12 protein-coding genes are annotated in these 17,562 nt (G+C 73.0%); 7 read left to right on the plus strand and 5 right to left on the minus strand.

Going from position 1 to position 17,562, the window contains the following annotated elements; genetic code table 11:
- Positions 1-134: 134 nt before the first annotated feature.
- From ACFYR0_RS19990 to ACFYR0_RS20000, 3 genes are all read right to left on the minus strand, one after another.
- Entirely contained in the window at positions 135-1,595 is a 1,461-nt protein-coding gene (locus ACFYR0_RS19990; protein ID WP_389329432.1) for a glutamate synthase subunit beta, read from the minus strand.
- On the minus strand, positions 1,588-6,180 hold the full coding sequence (gltB, locus tag ACFYR0_RS19995) for a glutamate synthase large subunit (protein ID WP_389329803.1): 4,593 nt from the start codon (positions 6,178-6,180) through the stop codon (positions 1,588-1,590). The genes ACFYR0_RS19990 and gltB overlap by 8 nt, the downstream gene beginning before the upstream one ends.
- Positions 6,181-6,549: 369 nt before the next feature.
- On the minus strand, positions 6,550-7,281 hold the full coding sequence (locus ACFYR0_RS20000; RefSeq protein WP_389329435.1) for a VIT1/CCC1 transporter family protein: 732 nt from the start codon (positions 7,279-7,281) through the stop codon (positions 6,550-6,552).
- Between the two features lie 274 nt (positions 7,282-7,555).
- On the opposite strand from ACFYR0_RS20000, the gene ACFYR0_RS20005 reads away from it, so the two are divergent.
- Genes ACFYR0_RS20005 through ACFYR0_RS20035 form a run of 7 tightly spaced genes read left to right on the plus strand, consistent with a single transcriptional unit; the run spans position 7,556 to position 15,538 of the window.
- Entirely contained in the window at positions 7,556-8,575 is a 1,020-nt protein-coding gene (locus tag ACFYR0_RS20005) for an ADP-ribosylglycohydrolase family protein (RefSeq protein WP_389329438.1), read from the plus strand.
- Positions 8,572-10,056: an ADP-ribosylglycohydrolase family protein gene (locus ACFYR0_RS20010; RefSeq protein ID WP_389329441.1), complete on the plus strand. Its 1,485-nt coding sequence runs from the start codon at positions 8,572-8,574 to the stop codon at positions 10,054-10,056. Before ACFYR0_RS20005 ends, ACFYR0_RS20010 begins: the two co-directional genes overlap by 4 nt.
- Positions 10,057-10,064: 8 nt before the next feature.
- The gene (locus ACFYR0_RS20015) at positions 10,065-11,243 is read left to right on the plus strand and encodes an ADP-ribosylglycohydrolase family protein (RefSeq protein ID WP_389329444.1); all 1,179 of its coding nucleotides are present in this window, start codon (positions 10,065-10,067) and stop codon (positions 11,241-11,243) included.
- Positions 11,231-12,598, plus strand: a complete 1,368-nt coding sequence (locus ACFYR0_RS20020; protein ID WP_389329447.1) for an ADP-ribosylglycohydrolase family protein — start codon at positions 11,231-11,233, stop codon at positions 12,596-12,598. Before ACFYR0_RS20015 ends, ACFYR0_RS20020 begins: the two co-directional genes overlap by 13 nt.
- Positions 12,595-13,488, plus strand: coding sequence for a ribokinase (gene rbsK, locus ACFYR0_RS20025; protein WP_389329450.1), 894 nt, complete (start codon positions 12,595-12,597; stop codon positions 13,486-13,488). The genes ACFYR0_RS20020 and rbsK overlap by 4 nt, the downstream gene beginning before the upstream one ends.
- Positions 13,485-14,708, plus strand: a complete 1,224-nt coding sequence (locus ACFYR0_RS20030) for a CaiB/BaiF CoA transferase family protein (RefSeq protein ID WP_389329453.1) — start codon at positions 13,485-13,487, stop codon at positions 14,706-14,708. Before rbsK ends, ACFYR0_RS20030 begins: the two co-directional genes overlap by 4 nt.
- Positions 14,705-15,538 (plus strand): HpcH/HpaI aldolase/citrate lyase family protein, encoded by an 834-nt coding sequence (locus tag ACFYR0_RS20035; protein WP_389329456.1) that lies wholly within the window; start codon positions 14,705-14,707, stop codon positions 15,536-15,538. Before ACFYR0_RS20030 ends, ACFYR0_RS20035 begins: the two co-directional genes overlap by 4 nt.
- A gap of 119 nt (positions 15,539-15,657) precedes the next feature.
- Here the strand turns inward: ACFYR0_RS20035 and lgt are convergent, their stop codons facing one another.
- Positions 15,658-16,674 carry a prolipoprotein diacylglyceryl transferase gene (gene lgt, locus ACFYR0_RS20040; RefSeq protein WP_389329459.1) on the minus strand — a complete coding sequence of 339 codons (1,017 nt, stop codon included), beginning with the start codon at positions 16,672-16,674 and terminating at the stop codon, positions 15,658-15,660.
- A gap of 81 nt (positions 16,675-16,755) precedes the next feature.
- Entirely contained in the window at positions 16,756-17,529 is a 774-nt protein-coding gene (locus tag ACFYR0_RS20045) for a DsbA family protein (protein WP_389329462.1), read from the minus strand.
- Positions 17,530-17,562 lie beyond the last annotated feature (33 nt).

A 17,562-nucleotide genomic window follows, 5' to 3' on the forward strand; every position in this document is an offset into this window, starting at 1 on the left:
GGGAAGCCGGTCCGGGGAGCGGGGCACGGAGGGCCGGGAAAATGCGGCGGCGCCTACCGAGGTGTCCGGGTCGGGGACAGGCAGGCGCCACCAGTGTTCCGTACGCCTTTGTACGGGACGTCTTTTCGGGCCGGTCAGACCGTCAGCGCGCGGTCCGTCGGGCGGATCGGCGCCGGCAGGTCGCTGGCTCCGGTCAGGAAGCGGTCGACGCCGCGGGCGGCCGAGCGGCCCTCCGCGATCGCCCACACGATCAGGGACTGGCCGCGGCCGGCGTCACCGGCGACGAACACTCCCGGCACGTTGGTCTGGAAGTCGGCGTCGCGAGCGATGTTACCCCGCTCGTCGAGGTCCAGACCGAACTGCTCCACCAGGCCGTTGTCCCGGTCGGTGCCGGTGAAGCCCATGGCGAGGGTGACCAGCTGGGCGGGGATCTTGCGCTCGGTGCCCGGCTTCTGGGTCAGCTTGCCGTCGACGAACTCGACCTCGACGAGGTGCAGCCACTGGACGTTGCCGTCCTCGTCGCCCTCGAAGTGGGTGGTGGAGACGGAGTAGACCCGCTCGCCGCCCTCCTCGTGCGCGGAGGTGACCTTGTAGAGCATCGGGAAGGTCGGCCACGGCTGGTGCGGCGCCCGGTCCTCGCCCGGCCTCGGCATGATCTCCAGCTGCGTCACGGAGGCCGCGCCCTGGCGGTGGGCGGTGCCCACGCAGTCCGCGCCGGTGTCGCCGCCGCCGATGACCACGACGTGCTTGCCCTCTGCCGTGATCGGGGCGGTGACGTAGTCACCTTCCTGGACCTTGTTGGCCAGCGGCAGGTACTCCATGGCCTGGTGGATGCCCTGGAGCTCGCGGCCCGGCACCGGCAGGTCGCGGGCCGTGGTGGCACCGACGGCCAGCACGACGGCGTCGTAGCGCTTCTTGAGGTCCGTGGACTTCAGGTCGCGGCCGATCTCGACGCCGGTGCGGAAGCGGGTGCCCTCCGCGCGCATCTGCTCGATACGGCGGTTGATGTGCCGCTTCTCCATCTTGAACTCGGGGATGCCGTACCGGAGGAGGCCTCCGACGCGGTCCGCGCGCTCGTAGACGGCGACGGTGTGGCCGGCCCGGGTCAGCTGCTGGGCGGCGGCCAGCCCCGCGGGGCCCGAGCCGACGACCGCGACGGTCTTGCCGGACAGCCGCTCGGGGGCCTGCGGGGCGACGTCACCGGTCTCCCACGCCTTGTCGATGATCGAGACCTCGACGTTCTTGATGGTGACGGCCGGCTGGTTGATGCCGAGCACACACGCCGACTCACAGGGCGCCGGGCAGAGGCGGCCGGTGAACTCGGGGAAGTTGTTGGTGGCGTGCAGGCGCTCCTGCGCGGCCGACCAGTCCTCGCGGTAGGCGTAGTCGTTCCACTCGGGGATCAGGTTCCCCAGCGGGCAGCCGTTGTGGCAGAACGGGATGCCGCAGTCCATGCACCGGCTGGCCTGCTTGCTGATGATCGGCAGCAGGGAGCCGGGGACGTAGACCTCGTTCCAGTCCTTCAGCCGCACGTCGACGGGACGGGACTTGGCGACCTCGCGGCCGTGGTTCAGAAAGCCCTTCGGGTCAGCCATTGGTCGCCGCCTCCATCATCTTCTCGGTGATCTCCGACTCGGAGAGACCGGCTCGCTCGGCGGCGTCCTTGGCGGCGAGCACTGCCTTGTACGTGCTGGGGATGATCTTGCTGAAGCGGTTCACCGCCGTGTCCCACTCGGCCAGGAGCTTCTCGGCGACCGTGGAGCCGGTCTCCTCCTGGTGGCGCCGCACGACGTCGTGCAGCCACTGCCTGTCCGAGTCGTCGAGGGCCTCGACCGCGTCGAGGTTGCCCACGTTGACGTTGTCGCGGTCCAGGTCGATGACGTAGGCGACGCCACCGGACATGCCGGCCGCGAAGTTGCGGCCCGTCTCGCCGAGGACCACCGCCTGGCCACCGGTCATGTACTCGCAGCCGTGGTCGCCCACGCCCTCGGAGACCACCAGCGCGCCGGAGTTGCGGACGCAGAAGCGCTCGCCGGTACGGCCGCGCAGGAACAGCTCGCCGCCGGTCGCACCGTACGCGATGGTGTTGCCCGCGATGGTGGAGTACTCGGCGAGGTGGTCGGCGCCGCGGTCCGGGCGGACCACGACCCGGCCGCCCGACAGGCCCTTGCCGACGTAGTCGTTGGCGTCGCCCTCCAGGCGCAGCGTGACGCCGCGCGGCACGAACGCACCGAAGGACTGGCCGGCCGAGCCGGTGAAGGTGATGTCGACGGTGTCGTCGGGCAGGCCCGCGCCACCGAACTTCTTCGTCACCTCGTGGCCGAGCATGGTGCCGACCGTGCGGTTGATGTTGCGGATGGCGACCTGGGCGCGCACCGGCTGGGCGGTGGTCGCGGAGTCCGCGGCGAGCGCGTCGGCGGCGAGCCTGATCAGCTCGTTGTCGAGCGCCTTCTCCAGGCCGTGGTCCTGGGCGATCACCTGGTGGCGGACCGCGCCCTCGGGCAGCTCGGGCACGTGGAACAGCGGCTCCAGGTCCAGGCCCTGCGCCTTCCAGTGGTCCACCGCGCGGTGCACGTCGAGGATCTCGGCGTGGCCGACGGCCTCCTCGATGGAGCGGAAGCCCAGCTCGGCGAGCAGCTCGCGGACCTCCTGCGCGATGAACTCGAAGAAGTTCACCACGAACTCGGCCTTGCCGGAGAAGCGGTCGCGCAGGACCGGGTTCTGGGTGGCGATGCCGACCGGGCAAGTGTCCAGGTGGCAGACGCGCATCATGACGCAGCCGGAGACGACGAGCGGCGCGGTCGCGAAACCGAACTCCTCGGCGCCCAGCAGCGCGGCGATGATCACGTCGCGGCCGGTCTTCAGCTGGCCGTCGGTCTGCACGACGATGCGGTCGCGCAGGCCGTTGAGCAGCAGGGTCTGCTGGGTCTCGGCGAGGCCGAGCTCCCAGGGGCCGCCCGCGTGCTTCAGCGAGGTCAGCGGGGAGGCACCGGTGCCGCCGTCGTGACCGGAGATCAGGACCACGTCCGCGTGCGCCTTGGACACACCCGCCGCGACCGTGCCGACGCCGACCTCGGAGACCAGCTTCACGTGGATCCGCGCCCGCGGGTTCGCGTTCTTCAGGTCGTGGATCAGCTGGGCCAGGTCCTCGATGGAGTAGATGTCGTGGTGCGGCGGCGGGGAGATCAGGCCCACGCCCGGCGTCGAGTGACGCGTCTTGGCGACCCACGGGTAGACCTTGTGGCCGGGCAGCTGGCCGCCCTCGCCGGGCTTGGCGCCCTGGGCCATCTTGATCTGGATGTCGTCCGCGTTGACCAGGTACTCGGAGGTCACGCCGAAGCGGCCGGAGGCGACCTGCTTGATGGCGGACCGGCGGGCCGGGTCGTACAGGCGCTCCGGGTCCTCGCCGCCCTCACCGGTGTTGGACTTGGCGCCCAGCTGGTTCATGGCGACGGCCAGCGTCTCGTGCGCCTCCTTGGAGATGGAGCCGTACGACATGGCGCCGGTGGAGAAGCGCTTGACGATCTCGGAGACCGGCTCGACCTCGTCCACGGAGATGGACGGGCGGCCGGAGTTGAAGCCGAACAGGCCGCGCAGCGTCATCAGGCGCTCGGACTGCTCGTTCACGCGCTCGGTGTACATCTTGAAGATGTCGTAGCGCTTGCTGCGGGTCGAGTGCTGGAGGCGGAAGACCGTCTCGGGGTCGAACAGGTGCGGCTCGCCCTCGCGGCGCCACTGGTACTCGCCGCCGATCTCCAGCGCGCGGTGCGCCGGGGCGATGCCGGAGGCCGGGTAGGCCTTGGCGTGGCGGGCGGCCACCTCCTTGGCGACCACGTCGATGCCGACGCCGCCGATCTTGGAGGCGGTGCCGTTGAAGTACTTCTCCACGAAGGGCGCTTCGAGGCCGACGGCCTCGAAGACCTGGGCGCCGCGGTAGGAGGCGACGGTGGAGATGCCCATCTTGGACATGACCTTCAGGACGCCCTTGCCGAGGGCGTAGATCAGGTTGCGGATGGCCTTCTCGGGCTCGATGTCCGTGAGGAAGGTGCCCGCGCGGACGAGGTCCTCGACGGACTCCATCGCGAGGTAGGGGTTGACGGCCGCGGCGCCGAAGCCGATGAGCAGGGCGACGTGGTGGACCTCGCGGACGTCGCCGGCCTCGACCAGCAGGCCCACCTCGGTGCGCTGCTTGGTGCGGATGAGGTGGTGGTGGACGGCCGCGGTGAGCAGCAGCGAGGGGATCGGCGCGTGCTCGGCGTCGGAGTGGCGGTCCGACAGGACGATCAGCCGGGCGCCGTTCTCGATGGCGGCGTCGGTCTCGGCGCAGATCTCCTCGATGCGCGCGGCCAGCGCGTCACCGCCGCCGTGCACCCGGTACAGGCCGGACAGGGTCGCGGCCTTGAAACCGGGCATGTCGCCGTCGGCGTTGATGTGGATGAGCTTGGCGAGCTCGTCGTTGTCGATGACCGGGAAGGGCAGCACGACGGACCGGCAGGACGCGGCGGTCGGGTCGAGCAGGTTGCCCTGCGGGCCGAGCGAGCTGCGCAGGGAGGTGACCAGCTCCTCGCGGATCGCGTCCAGCGGCGGGTTGGTGACCTGCGCGAACAGCTGGGTGAAGTAGTCGAACAGCAGGCGTGGGCGCGAGGACAGCGCGGCGATCGGCGAGTCGGTGCCCATGGAGCCGATCGGCTCGGCGCCGGCCTTGGCCATCGGCGCGAGGATGACGCGCAGCTCCTCCTCGGTGTACCCGAAGGTCTGCTGGCGGCGGGTGACCGAGGCGTGGGTGTGGACGATGTGCTCGCGCTCGGGCAGGTCGCCCAGCTCGATCTCACCGGTCTCCAGCCACTCGGCGTACGGGGCCTCCGACGCGAGCTGGGCCTTGATCTCGTCGTCCTCGATGATGCGCTGCTCGACGGTGTCGACGAGGAACATCTTGCCGGGCTGGAGGCGGCCCTTGCGGACGACCCTGGCGGGGTCGATGTCGAGCACGCCGACCTCGGAGCCGAGGACGACGAGGCCCTCGTCGGTGACCCAGTAGCGGCCGGGGCGCAGGCCGTTGCGGTCGAGGACCGCGCCGACCTGGGTGCCGTCGGTGAAGGTGACACAGGCCGGGCCGTCCCAGGGCTCCATCATCGTGGAGTGGAACTGGTAGAAGGCGCGCCGGGCCGGGTCCATGGAGTCGTGGTTCTCCCACGCCTCCGGGATCATCATCAGCACGGAGTGCGGCAGCGAGCGGCCGCCGAGGTGCAGCAGCTCTAGGACCTCGTCGAAGGAGGCGGAGTCGGAGGCGTCCGGGGTGCAGACCGGGAAGACACGGTCCAGCTTCTCGGTGCCGAACAGCTCGGAGACGAGCTGCGACTCGCGGGCGCGCATCCAGTTGCGGTTGCCCTTGACGGTGTTGATCTCACCGTTGTGCGCGACGAACCGGTACGGGTGCGCGAGCGGCCACGACGGGAAGGTGTTCGTGGAGAACCGGGAGTGCACGAGCGCGATCGCGGAGGCGAAGCGGCGGTCGGACAGGTCCGGGAAGAAGGGCTCCAGCTGACCGGTGGTCAGCATGCCCTTGTAGACGATGGTCCGCGCGGACAGCGACGGGAAGTAGACGCCGACCTCGCGCTCGGCGCGCTTGCGCAGCACGAAGGCCTTGCGGTCGAGCGTGATGCCCGTGCTGGCACCGTCGCCCACGAAGATCTGACGGAAGACCGGCATCGTGGAGCGGGCGGTGGCGCCGAGGAGCTCGGGGGCGACCGGGACCTCGCGCCAGCCGAGGACCGTGAGGCCCTCCTCGCCGGCGATCGTCTCGATGCGCGAGACGGCGTCCTCGGTGCCCTCCTCGGGCAGGAAGGCGATACCGACCGCGTAGCCGCCCGTCTCGGGCAGCTCGAATCCGGCGACTTCACGGAAGAACGCGTCCGGGACCTGGGACAGGATGCCCGCGCCGTCGCCCGAGTCGGGCTCGGAACCGGTGGCACCGCGGTGTTCGAGGTTGCGCAGGACGGTGAGCGCCTGATCGACCAGCGTGTGGCTCGCCTCGCCGGTGAGGGTGGCCACGAAACCGACGCCGCACGCGTCGTGCTCGTTGCGGGGGTCGTACATACCCTGCGCAGCAGGGCGAGCATCCATGAAGGACCAGTTCTGGCCATTCGCGGAGTGCTGGGACGGCTGGCGCGGCGTACGCATCGGCTCTCCCGTCGTCGTCATGTGGCATGTGCTGGTGCCGAGGGACGACGTTGGCCCTCTGCTGAGTGCAAAATTTCGTGCAGGTTACATGATGGATCGGTTCTCGGGAACCGGGATAATCCGTTCCAGCATGTGGACGCCACGGGTATCGGCGCAGGTACCGCGCTTGGCGGCGAGAGGTATGTGGGGGCCGCACGGACAGATCGATGCCCTGCGGTCCGGGGGGCGGGTGGGCCTCGTCGCCCGTCCCGCGAGTGCGCCGCAGGCCTCATTGCCCACAGCGCTTACGGCTCATGCCCCGTGGTCACGCATCCGAAACCAGCGGGTAATGGGGTACTTATGCGGCCCATCGCATAAGTACCAGCCGGCTCATCCTACGGCGATTCCGAACAGGCTGCCCAGGACGTACGTCACACCGGCCGCGGCGCCGCCGAGGGCGAGCTGGCGCAGACCGCTGAACCACCAGCTGCGCGCGGTCACCTTGGCGACCACCGCGCCGCACGCGAACAGACCGAGCAGGGCCAGCAGTACGGCGGGCCACAGCGCGGTCGCGCCGAGCAGGTACGGCAGCACGGGCAGCAGGGCGCCCAGCGCGAACGAGCCGAACGAGGACACGGCCGCGACCAGCGGGGAGGGCAGGTCGCCGGGGTCGATGCCCAGCTCCTCGCGGGCGTGTATCTCCAGGGCCTGCTCGGGGTCGCGGGACAGCTGCCGGGCCACCTCCCGGGCCAGCTCGGGCCCGACGCCCCGCGACACGTACAGCGCCGCCAGCTCGGCCTCCTCGTCCTGGGGGTGCCGGCGCAGCTCGCGCCGTTCGACGTCCAGCTCGGCCTCGACCAGCTCCCGCTGGGAGGCGACGGAGGTGTACTCGCCCGCGGCCATCGAGAAGGCGCCGGCGGCCAGTCCCGCGAGGCCGGTGAGCACCACGGTCTGCTGGCCGACCGCACCGCCGGCCACACCGGTCATGAGGGCGAGGTTGGAGACCAGGCCGTCCATGGCGCCGAACACCGCGGGGCGCAGCCAGCCGCCGTTCACATCGCGGTGGGTGTGGTTGTCGCGGTGCGCCTCGTGCAGCGGCGCCTCGGTCTCGATGATGGCCATCCGGGATCCCCCAATAAGCTAAGCCAAAGCTAAGTCTGGACAAGTTCTACTCTTCGACAACGCCGACAGTACGCCTCCTCATTCCCTCTCGCCAGCAAGGAAAGGCTGGGCTAACCTGCGGTTTTACGCTCGAACGCTCATCCGAGCGCTAGTGATCACATATGTCGACCGGGTGACAGTGGCGCCGTCGAGGCTCAGGTCAACCGCTGATGGTGGGACACATCGGCAAAGGGTCCGCGCCGTGTGCGGACCCCCTTCGGAACGGAGGCCGCGTATGGCATCCATCGCCTGCATCCCCCCGGTCCCGGCGCCCGGGGACGCCTCCGCACTGCGCGATCGGGCCCGTGGCGCCCTGCTCGGCCTGGCCGTCGGCGACGCCCTGGGGGCGCCGGCCGAGAACCTGAAGCCCTCGCAGATCCGCGCCCGCTGGGGCCGTATCACCGGCTACGTCAGCGACAACCCGGCCGGCACGGACGACACCGAGTACGCGATCTTCTCCGGACGGCTGCTGGCCCGGCACGGCTCGGCCCTGACCCCGGCCGATGTCGAGGCGGCCTGGCACGAGTGGATCGCCGACCGCGACGAGGGCCCCTTCCGGGGCGCCGGCTTCAGCGAACGCGGCACGCTGGAGAACCTCCGGCGCGGTCTCGCGGCCCCCATCTCCGCCCAGCACCGGCACGCGTGGAGCGACGGCCTGGCGATGCGCGCGGCCCCCTTCGGCGTCTTCGCGGCGGGCCGCCCCGCCGAGGCGGCCCGCCTGGTCGCGATCGACGGCTCGGTCAGCCACGACGGCGAGGGCATCTACGGCGGCCAGGCGGTGGCGGCGGGCGTCGCCGCGGCGATGGCCGGGGCCCCGACCCTGGCCGTGGCCGCCGCCGCGCTGGCGGTGATCCCCGACGACTCCTGGACGGCGCGCTCCCTGCGCCGCGCCGTGGCGGCGGCCCACCGCGGCGAGCGGGCGGTCCGCTCGGCGGTGGTGATCGGCGGCTACCCCTGGACCGATCTGGCCCCCGAGGCGGTCGCCCTCGCCTTCGGCGCCTACGCGGCGGCGGACGGCGACTTCCGCGAGTCGGTGCTGACGGCGGTCAACATGGGCCGCGACGCCGACACCACGGCGGCCGTGGCCGGCGCGCTGTCCGGCGCCGCGAAGGGCGCCGCCGCGATCCCCGAGGACTGGGCGTCCGCCATCGGCCCCGCCCGCGGCAGCTGCCTCCCCTCGATGGCGGGCCACCACATCCTGGACGTCGCCGACCTCCTCACCCCGGCCCCCGCCGAGACGGGCCTCCCCCGATGAGGCCCCCGGGCCCCTGGGACACGACCACCCCCGCCCCCGGCGGCGAACACACCCCCCAGGAACCGCCGACCCCCAGCGACGAATCCACCCCACGGGATCCGGCCCCACCCCACCCGCACCCGTCAACACCCTCACCCGCCAACCCCGAAACCACCCCACGAAATCCGGCCCCACCCCACCCACCCACCTCAACACCCGTCCCCGCACCCGCACCCGCCAACGGCGAATCCGCCCCACAGGGGCCACCCGCACCCGACGACGAGAGCCGCACGGGTGGTGCGGGCGGAAAACACCGGGCCGAAGGCGAAGCCGAGGCCCGAAGCGACGGCGAAGCCGAGCCCACCCCCGCAGGGCCGAGCGGCAAAAGACCCCGCAGAACCGAGGGCCTCCTGCTGGGCCTGGCCGCAGGCGACGCCGTCGGGTGGCCCGCCGCCCGCCACCGCGCCGCGAGAATGCCGGACTGGACCCGCCGCCTCACCCGCGAACTGGACACCTTCGCGGAGCAGAACGCCACCACCACCCTCCCCGTCCCCATCGCCCTCAACCAGCCCCCGGAACCCCTCCGCCTCGGCCCCTCCGACGACGCGGAATGGGCGGCCTTCGCCGCGGAGGCCCTGCTGCGCGCGGGCGACGACACCGCCCTCGGCGACCTCAGCCGGGAACGCCGTACGAGGGCCGCGATCGACCTCACCTGGACCGCCGTGGCCGGCGAGGTCGCCGCGGCGGCGGAACGCGCCCCGGAGGTCGAGTCCGCCGTACTCCCCCTGCGGGCCCGGATCTCCGTGCGCGCGGGCCTCGGCAACCTCGCCGCGGGCCTGCGCCCGCCCGCCACCGGCCACGACAACCCGCACTACTTCGACGACGCCGCCTGCGTCCGCGCCTGCGTCCTCGCGGTGGCGCACCCCGGTGACCCCGGACGCGCCGCCGACCTGGCCGAGTTCGACGCCCGCTACACCCAGGACGGCGACGGCGTGCACGGCGCGCGGGCGATGGCGGCGGCGCTGTCCCTGGCCCTGACGGGAGCACCCGTCACCCGGTGCGCCGCCGCGGCCCTGGCCCAGCTCCCCGAGGGCACCGAGATCGCCCGCAACGCCCGCCACGCCCTGCGCCTGGCCGAGGACGCGGACAGTGCCTTCGCCCTGATCCCCCTGCTGGAACACCAGATCGTCGACCACGTCTACAGCTACGGCATCGCCGCCGCCGAGACCGTCCCGGTCGCCCTGGCCCTGGCCGTGGCCGCGCGGGGCCGTATCGCCGAGGCCGTCCCCGCGGCGGCCTGTCTCTCCCGCGTCGCGGACTCCGCACCGGCCCTCGCGGGCGCCCTCACCGGCGCGCTGGGCGGCGGCGCGGCCGTGCCCGCGGCCTGGCGGGACGCCTGCCGCACACTCTCCGGCTGCGTCCTGCCCCGCCTCACCGGCACCGACCTGGTGGAACTCGCCGGACTCCTGGAAGCGGCACAACCGGCCCCACCAGGAGGATGATTCGGGACATGACGCCCAAAGGAGAACAAGCAGACCGAGCGCACACCCTGGACGAACGCGTCACGGGCGCCCTGGTCGGCGCGGCCGTCGGCGACGCCCTCGGGGGACCCGTCGAGGGCTACAGCCCCGACCAGATCACCGAGCGCCACGGCGGCCGCGTCCACGGAGTCGTCGGGCCCTGGAACGGCGAGGCCTGGCGCACGGCCAGGCCACTCGCGCCGTACCACAAGGGCGACGGCCACGTCACCGACGACACCTTGATGACCCACGCGCTGATCCGCGTCTACGCCCGCGTCCGGGACCATCTGGACGCCTACGCGATCGCCGGCCACCTCGTCCCGGACCTGATCACCACCCCCCGCTGGATCCCGGAGCTGGAAGCCGAGGCCCTCCCCCTGCACCGGATCTTCCTCGCCGAGAAATGGCTGGTCACCAGGCTGCACTACGGCCACGCCGACCCCCGCGAGGCAGGCGTGGGCAACATCGTCAACTGCGGTGCGGCGATGTACATGGCCCCCGTCGGCCTGGTCAACGCGGCGAACCCGCGGGCCGCCTACGCCGAGGCCCTGGACGTCGCGGGCGCCCACCAGTCCTCGTACGGCCGTGAGGCGGCGGGGGTGTTCGCGGCGGCGGTGGCTGCGGCCTGCGCACCGGACGCGACCCCGGACTCGGTCGTGGAGAGCTGTCTGTCGCTGGCGAAGGACGGCACCCGGGAGGCGATCGAGAAGGTCTGCGAAACGGCCGTCCGCCACCAGGACTTCGAGTCGGCACTCACCCCGCTGCGCGAGGCCGTCGCCCCGTACGACACGGTCGGGCCCGACTACCGCAGCCCCTCACTCGGCGCGCGCCGCCCGTCCCGGCTGCACGCCATCGAGGAACTCCCGGTGGCGCTGGGCATGTTGCTGGTGGCGCGGGGCGACTTCCGGCACGCGGTCCTCGGTTCGGTCAACTACGGCCGCGACTGCGACTCCATCGCGACGATGGCGGGCGCGCTCGCGGGCGCCCTCGGCTCACCGGTCCCCGACGACTGGTCCAAGACGGTGGCGGAGGCGAGCCGTCTGGACCTGTGGGCCCCGGCGGCGGACCTGACGGCGGTCACCCGGGAGATCTTCGAGCGGGACGTCCGGCGCCGCCGCGCCCACGAGAGGGCCTTCGCCCGGCTCGGAGGCACCGCGTGCTCCGGCTGACCTGGGTGCAGCCCGAGGACCTGGTCGGTCACGAACTCGCCCAGGCGGCCCAGGACGGCCGTGAGCCCAAGGCCGTCGCGGCGCGCTGGCGGGCGGCGGGCGGCCACGAGGCCCCCGCGACGGCGGGCGCGTCCGCACGGCCGGTGTCCCGCTATCTGCGCACCCTGGCCGAGGACCTGCTGGACGAACTCGCGGACCTGCCGAGCCGCTTGGCCGCCCACGAACCGACGCGACTGGCGGCCGTCAAGGCGCTGTGCCCCGACTGGCCGTCGGCCCCGGAAGGCTCCCGCGCTCGCCCCACCCGGGCCGCCCTGGAAGCCGCCTGGCTGGGCCGCGCCGCCGGCTGCCTCCTGGGCAAGCCCGTGGAGAAGCTGCCGCTCCACGCCATCCGCGCCCTGGCCCGCTCCACCGGCAACTGGCCCCTGGCCGCCTACTTCACCGCCCGGGGAGTCCCCGAGGCGCTCCTCGCCGAACACCCCTGGAACCGCCGCTCGGCCGCCACCTCGCTCCGCGAGAACATCGACGGCATGCCCGAGGACGACGACCTCAACTACCCCCTGCTGAACCTCCTTCTGCTGCGCCGCCACGGCCGGGACTTCACCACCGCCGACGTGGCCCGGCTCTGGCTGGACGAACTCCCGGCGGGCCGCACCTTCACCGCCGAACGCGTCGCCTACCGCAACCTCCTCTCCGGCGTGGAGCCCCCGCACACGGCCCACCACCGCAACCCCTTCCGGGAATGGATCGGCGCCCTGATCCGCGCGGACGTCCACGGCTGGACCAACGCGGGCGACCCGGGCGCCGCGGCCGAACAGGCCCACCGGGACGCCACCCTGACCCACACCGCGAACGGCGTCTACGCGGCCATGTTCACGGCGGCGGCCGTCGCCGCGGCGGCGACCGGCACCCACGACGTGCACGCCTGCCTGCGCACCGGCCTCACCGTCGTCCCGCCCCGCTCCCGCCTGGCGAAAGCGGTCACCCACGCCGTCGAACTCGCGCTGCGGACACCGGACTTCGACACGGTCGTCGACACCCTGCACGCCGTCCACGGCCCGACGTACCACTGGGTCCACGCCGTCCCCAACACCGCCCTGATCGCCGCCGCCCTCACCCACGCGGACGGCGACTTCACCGCCGGAATCACCCGAGCGGTCTCCGGCGGCTGGGACACCGACTCCAACGGCGCGACGGCCGGCGGCATCGCGGGGCTGCTCGCCCGCTCCCCCGCCGCCCTGCCCGACCGCTGGACGGCCCCCCTGAAGAACCGGCTGTCGACCTCCGTCGCGGACTTCGACGGAACCGGCTTCGACACCCTCGCCCACCTCACGCACCTGGAGGCGTCCCGCCCATGACGCACATCGCCGTCCTCGGCAGCACGAACATGGACCTCGTCGCGTACGTCGCGAAGGCCCCGCGGCTCGGGGAGACCGTGACCGGCAGGGAGTTCCGCACGGTCCCCGGCGGCAAGGGCGCCAACCAGGCCGTCGCCGCCGCGCACGCGGGCGCGACCGTCTCGATGATCGGCGCGGTCGGCACCGACTCCTTCGGCGCGCGGCTGCGTTCCACCCTGGAGCACTCCGGCGTCGACACCGACCATCTGCGCACGGTCGAGGGCCCGTCGGGCACCGCGCACATCGTGGTGGACGACGAGGGCGCCAACGCCATCGTCGTGATCCCCGGCGCCAACGGCACCGTCGACCACCTGGTCCCCGGCGACGAGGTCCTGATCTCCACCGCCGACGCGCTGCTGCTCCAGCTGGAGATCCCGCTGCCGGCCGTGCTCGCCGGTGCCCGCGCGGCCCGCTCCCACGGCATCCGGACGATCCTCACCCCGGCCCCGGCCCAGCCGCTCCCGCCCGAACTGCTCTCCGCCGTGGACCTGTTGGTGCCCAACGAGCACGAGGCGGCCACCCTCACCGGCCGCGCCGACGCCCGCTCGGCGGCGACCGCCCTGCTGGAGCTGGTCCCCGAGGTGGTGGTCACCCTCGGCCCGGCCGGCTGCCTGTACACGGCCCGCGGCGCCGACCCGGTGACCGTGCCCGCGCCGCGGGTGACCGCCGTGGACTCGACCGCCGCGGGCGACACCTTCGTGGGCGCGCTCGCCGTGGCGCTCGGCGAGGACCGCCCGATGCCCGAGGCACTGCGCTGGGCGGCCGAGGCGGCGGCGCTGTCGGTGCAGCGGGCGGGGGCGTCGACGTCGATGCCGTACCGCTCCGAGATCGACGCGCAGTTCACCGCATGACCGCGCCCACGGCCGCGCACCGGCCCGCCGCCGCCCACGCTCCCCTGTCCGGACTGCGCGTGCTGGACGTCGCCACCCTGTTCGCCGGTCCCCTCGCCGCGACCATGCTCGGCGACTTCGGCGCCGAGGTCGTCAAGGTCGAGCACCCGCGCCGGCCCGACCCGTCCCGCGGACACGGCCCCGACAAGGACGGGGTCGGCCTGTGGTGGAAGATGCTGGGCCGCAACAAGCGCACGATCACCCTGGACCTGTCCAGGCCGGGCGGCCGGGCGACCCTGCTGCGGCTGGCCGCGACCGCCGACGTCGTCGTCGAGAACTTCCGTCCGGGCACCCTGGAGAAGTGGGACCTCGGCTGGCCCGAGCTGTCCGCCGTCAACCCGCGGCTGGTCCTCGCCCGGGTCACCGGCTTCGGCCAGTTCGGCCCGTCCGCGCACCGTCCCGGCTTCGGCACGCTCGCCGAGGCGATGAGCGGCTTCGCCGCGATCACCGGGGAGCCCGACGCGCCCCCGACCCTGCCGCCGTTCGGCCTGGCCGACTCCATCGCCGGTCTCGCCACGGCGTACGCGGTCATGACGGCCCTCGCCGCCCGCGAGCGCACCGGCGAGGGCCAGGTCGTCGACATGGCGATCATCGAGCCGATCCTGACGGTCCTCGGACCGCAGCCGCTCTGGTACGACCAGCTCGGCCATGTGCAGCCCCGCACCGGCAACCGCTCGCAGAACAACGCGCCCCGCAACACCTACCGCACCGCCGACGGCAGCTGGGTCGCCGTCTCCACCTCCGCCCAGTCGGTGGCCGAGCGCGTGATGCGGCTGGTCGGCCGCCCCGAGCTGATCGACGAGCCCTGGTTCGCCACCGGCGCCGACCGGGCCCGCCACAGCGACGTCCTCGACGAGGCGGTCGGCTCCTGGATCGCCGGACGCGGCCGCACCGAGGTCCTCCTGGCCTTCGAGAAGGCCGACGCGGCCATCGCCCCGGTCCAGGACGTCCGTGACGTGATGACCGACCCCCAGTACGCGGCACTCGACACCCTCACCACCGTCGACGACCCCGAACTGGGCCCGCTGCGCATGCAGAACGTGCTCTTCCGGCTCTCGGCGACCCCCGGCGCGATCCGCTGGGCCGGCCGCCCGCACGGCGCGGACACCGACGCCGTCCTCACCGAACTCGGCCTCACCGCGGGAGAGCTCACCGCCCTGCGCGAGGAAGGCGCCCTGTGACCCCGCCGGCCCCCCTGACATGGCTTTACGTGCCCGGCGACCGGCCCGAGGTGGTGGCGAAGGCGCTGGTGTCGGGGGCCGACGTGGTCGTGGTCGACCTGGAGGACGCGGTCGCCCCCGACCGCAAGGGCTACGCCCGCGAGGCCACCGCCGAACTGCTCGCCGAGCCGCAGCCGGTGCCGGTGCACGTCCGGGTCAACGCCCTGGACGGCCCGTACGCCGACACCGACCTCGGCACCCTGGCCGCCCTGCCGGGCCTGTCCGGCCTGCGGCTGCCCAAGATCACCTCCCCCGGGCAGATCACCAAGGTCGCCGAGCACACGGCCCCGGCGGCCGGCGGCGCACCCGCGCTGTACGCCCTGCTGGAGTCCGCCCTGGGCGTGGAGCTCGCCCACGCCATCGCCACCGCGCACCCGGCGCTGCGGGGCATCTCCCTGGGCGAGGCCGATCTCCGGGCCGACCTGGGTCTCCGGGAGGACGCCGGGCTGGACTGGTCCCGCTCCCGGGTGGTGGTCGCCGCGCGCGCCGCGGGTCTGCCCGCCCCGCCCCAGTCGGTGCACCCCGACATCAGCGACCTCGACGGCCTCGCCGCGACCTGCGCGCACGGCCGCGCCCTGGGCTTCCTGGGCCGCGCCGCCGTGCATCCGCGCCAGCTCCCGGTGATCGAGCGCGCCTACCTGCCGACGGCGCGTGAGATCGAGGAGGCCGAGCGCGTCGTCGGGGCGGGTGCGGAACACGAAGGTGCCCTGGCGCTCCCCGACGGCACGTTCGTCGACGCGGCGGTGGTGGCGGCGGCCCGGCGCACCCTGTCGTTGGCCCGCGGCCGCTGAACCCCGGGCCCGTCCGGCCCGCACACGCTGTCTGCCTGTCTGCCGGGCGGCGCCGGCCAGGTCCGGGTACGCCGAAGGGCGCCCGGAGGTCCGGGCGCCCTTCGGCGATGTCGGTGTCCTCAGCCCTTCTTCGCGGACTCGGACTCCACTTCCTCGGCGTCGGCCGCGGTCCCCGCCTTCGCGGGCCCGGACTCCGGCTCCGCGTCCGCCCCGGCTCCGCCCCCGGCGCCGTCGCTCCCGTCCGCGTCCGCGGGCTCGTCGTCCCCGGACCCGGCGGCGTCGCCCTTGGCCTGCGCGGTGTCGTCCTCGGGTGCGGTCTGCGCCCCGGGCTCGACCACCGGCTCACGGCCGGGCCGCTTCTTCGCCGACACCACGATGTAGACCACGGCGAGCACGAAGACCAGCAGCGCGGTCCAGTTGTTCAGCCGCAGACCGAGGATGTGGTGGGCCTCGTCGACGCGCATGTACTCGATCCAGAACCGGCCCGCGCAGTACGCCGCGACATAGAGCGCGAACGCCCGGCCGTGGCCCAGCTTGAAGCGCCGGTCGGCCCAGATGACCAGCAGCGCGACACCGACGCACCACAGCGACTCGTACAGGAACGTCGGGTGGTAGTAGCCCGGCATCCGGCCGTCCGTGGAGGACGTGATGTGCAGGGCCCAGGGGAGGTCGGTCTCCCGCCCGTACAGCTCCTGGTTGAACCAGTTGCCCCAGCGGCCGATGGCCTGCGCGAGCGCGATGCCGGGCGCGACGGCGTCGGCGTAGGCGGGCAGCGGGATGCCGCGGCGGCGGCAGCCGATCCAGGCGCCCACCGCGCCCAGCGCGATGGCCCCCCAGATACCGAGGCCGCCTTCCCAGATCTTCAGGGCGTCCACCCAGTCACGGCCCTCGCTGAAGTACAGCTCGTAGTCCGTGATCACGTGGTAGAGCCGGCCTCCGACAAGGCCGAACGGCACCGCCCAGACAGCGATGTCGGCGACCGTGCCGGCCCGCCCGCCGCGGGCGATCCAGCGCCTGTTGCCGAGCCAGACGGCCACGAAGACGCCGATGATGATGCAGAACGCGTAGCCGCGCAGCGGGATGGGGCCGAGGTGCAGCACCCCGCGCGACGGGCTGGGAATGTAGGCAAGTTCCATGGCAAGGTCGACGCTACCCTGCCGGACGCGCCCGGCGACGGGCGGCCCGGCTACGGCTCCATAACGGGGCCGCGCGTCCGCTCATCCCTGTGCGGCCTCCACCATCTGCTTCAGCTTCTCCGGGGTCATCGACTGGTCCTGGTAGATGTTCTGGCCGTCGAGCAGCACGGTCGGGGTGCCGGAGAACCCGCCGTTCTGGAAGGCCTCGTTGGACTTCTCCACCCAGCTGTTGTGCCGTCCCTCCTGCACACAGGTGCGGAAGGCGGGCGTGTCCAGGCCGTCGACCTTGGCGGCCAGCTCGATCAGCTTGTCCTCGTCGGCGAAGGCGTCGTCGGTCTCGGGCGGCTGGTTGTCGTAGAGCACGTCGTGGTACGGGGTGAACTTCCCGGCGTCCTGGGCGCAGGCCGCGGCGTTGGCCGCCTTGCGGGAGCCGGTGCCGCCCATGTTGCCGTCGATGATGGTGGCGAGGTGGTACTCCACCTTCAGTTTCCCGGCCTCGGTCAGCTCGTGGATCGTGGGCCGGTACGCGGTCTCGAAGGCCTGGCAGGCCGGGCAGCGGAAGTCCTCCCAGATGGTGAGCGTCGACCTGGCGCCCTCCTCGCCGACCGGGATGGCGAGACCGTCCTTGCCCTGGGCTCCCGAGGGCGCCACGACCGGTCCCGCGCTGTCGCTGCCGTCGTCCTTGCCCGCGTTCGCGGCGACCACGCCGATCACCGCCGCGAGGCCCAGTACGCAGACGACGCTGGCGCCCACGATCAGCGCGCGCCGTCGCTTCTCGGCGGCCCGCTGCTTCTCCCGCTCGACCGCCAGCCGCTCCCGGGCCGTGCGCTTTCCGTCACGATTCTTCTCGCTCACACCCCGGAAACGAACCGGGGAGGCGCAGCGCGC

It is taken from the genome of Streptomyces sp. NPDC005017 (assembly GCF_042873115.1).
Classification (GTDB): Bacteria; Actinomycetota; Actinomycetes; order Streptomycetales; family Streptomycetaceae; genus Streptomyces.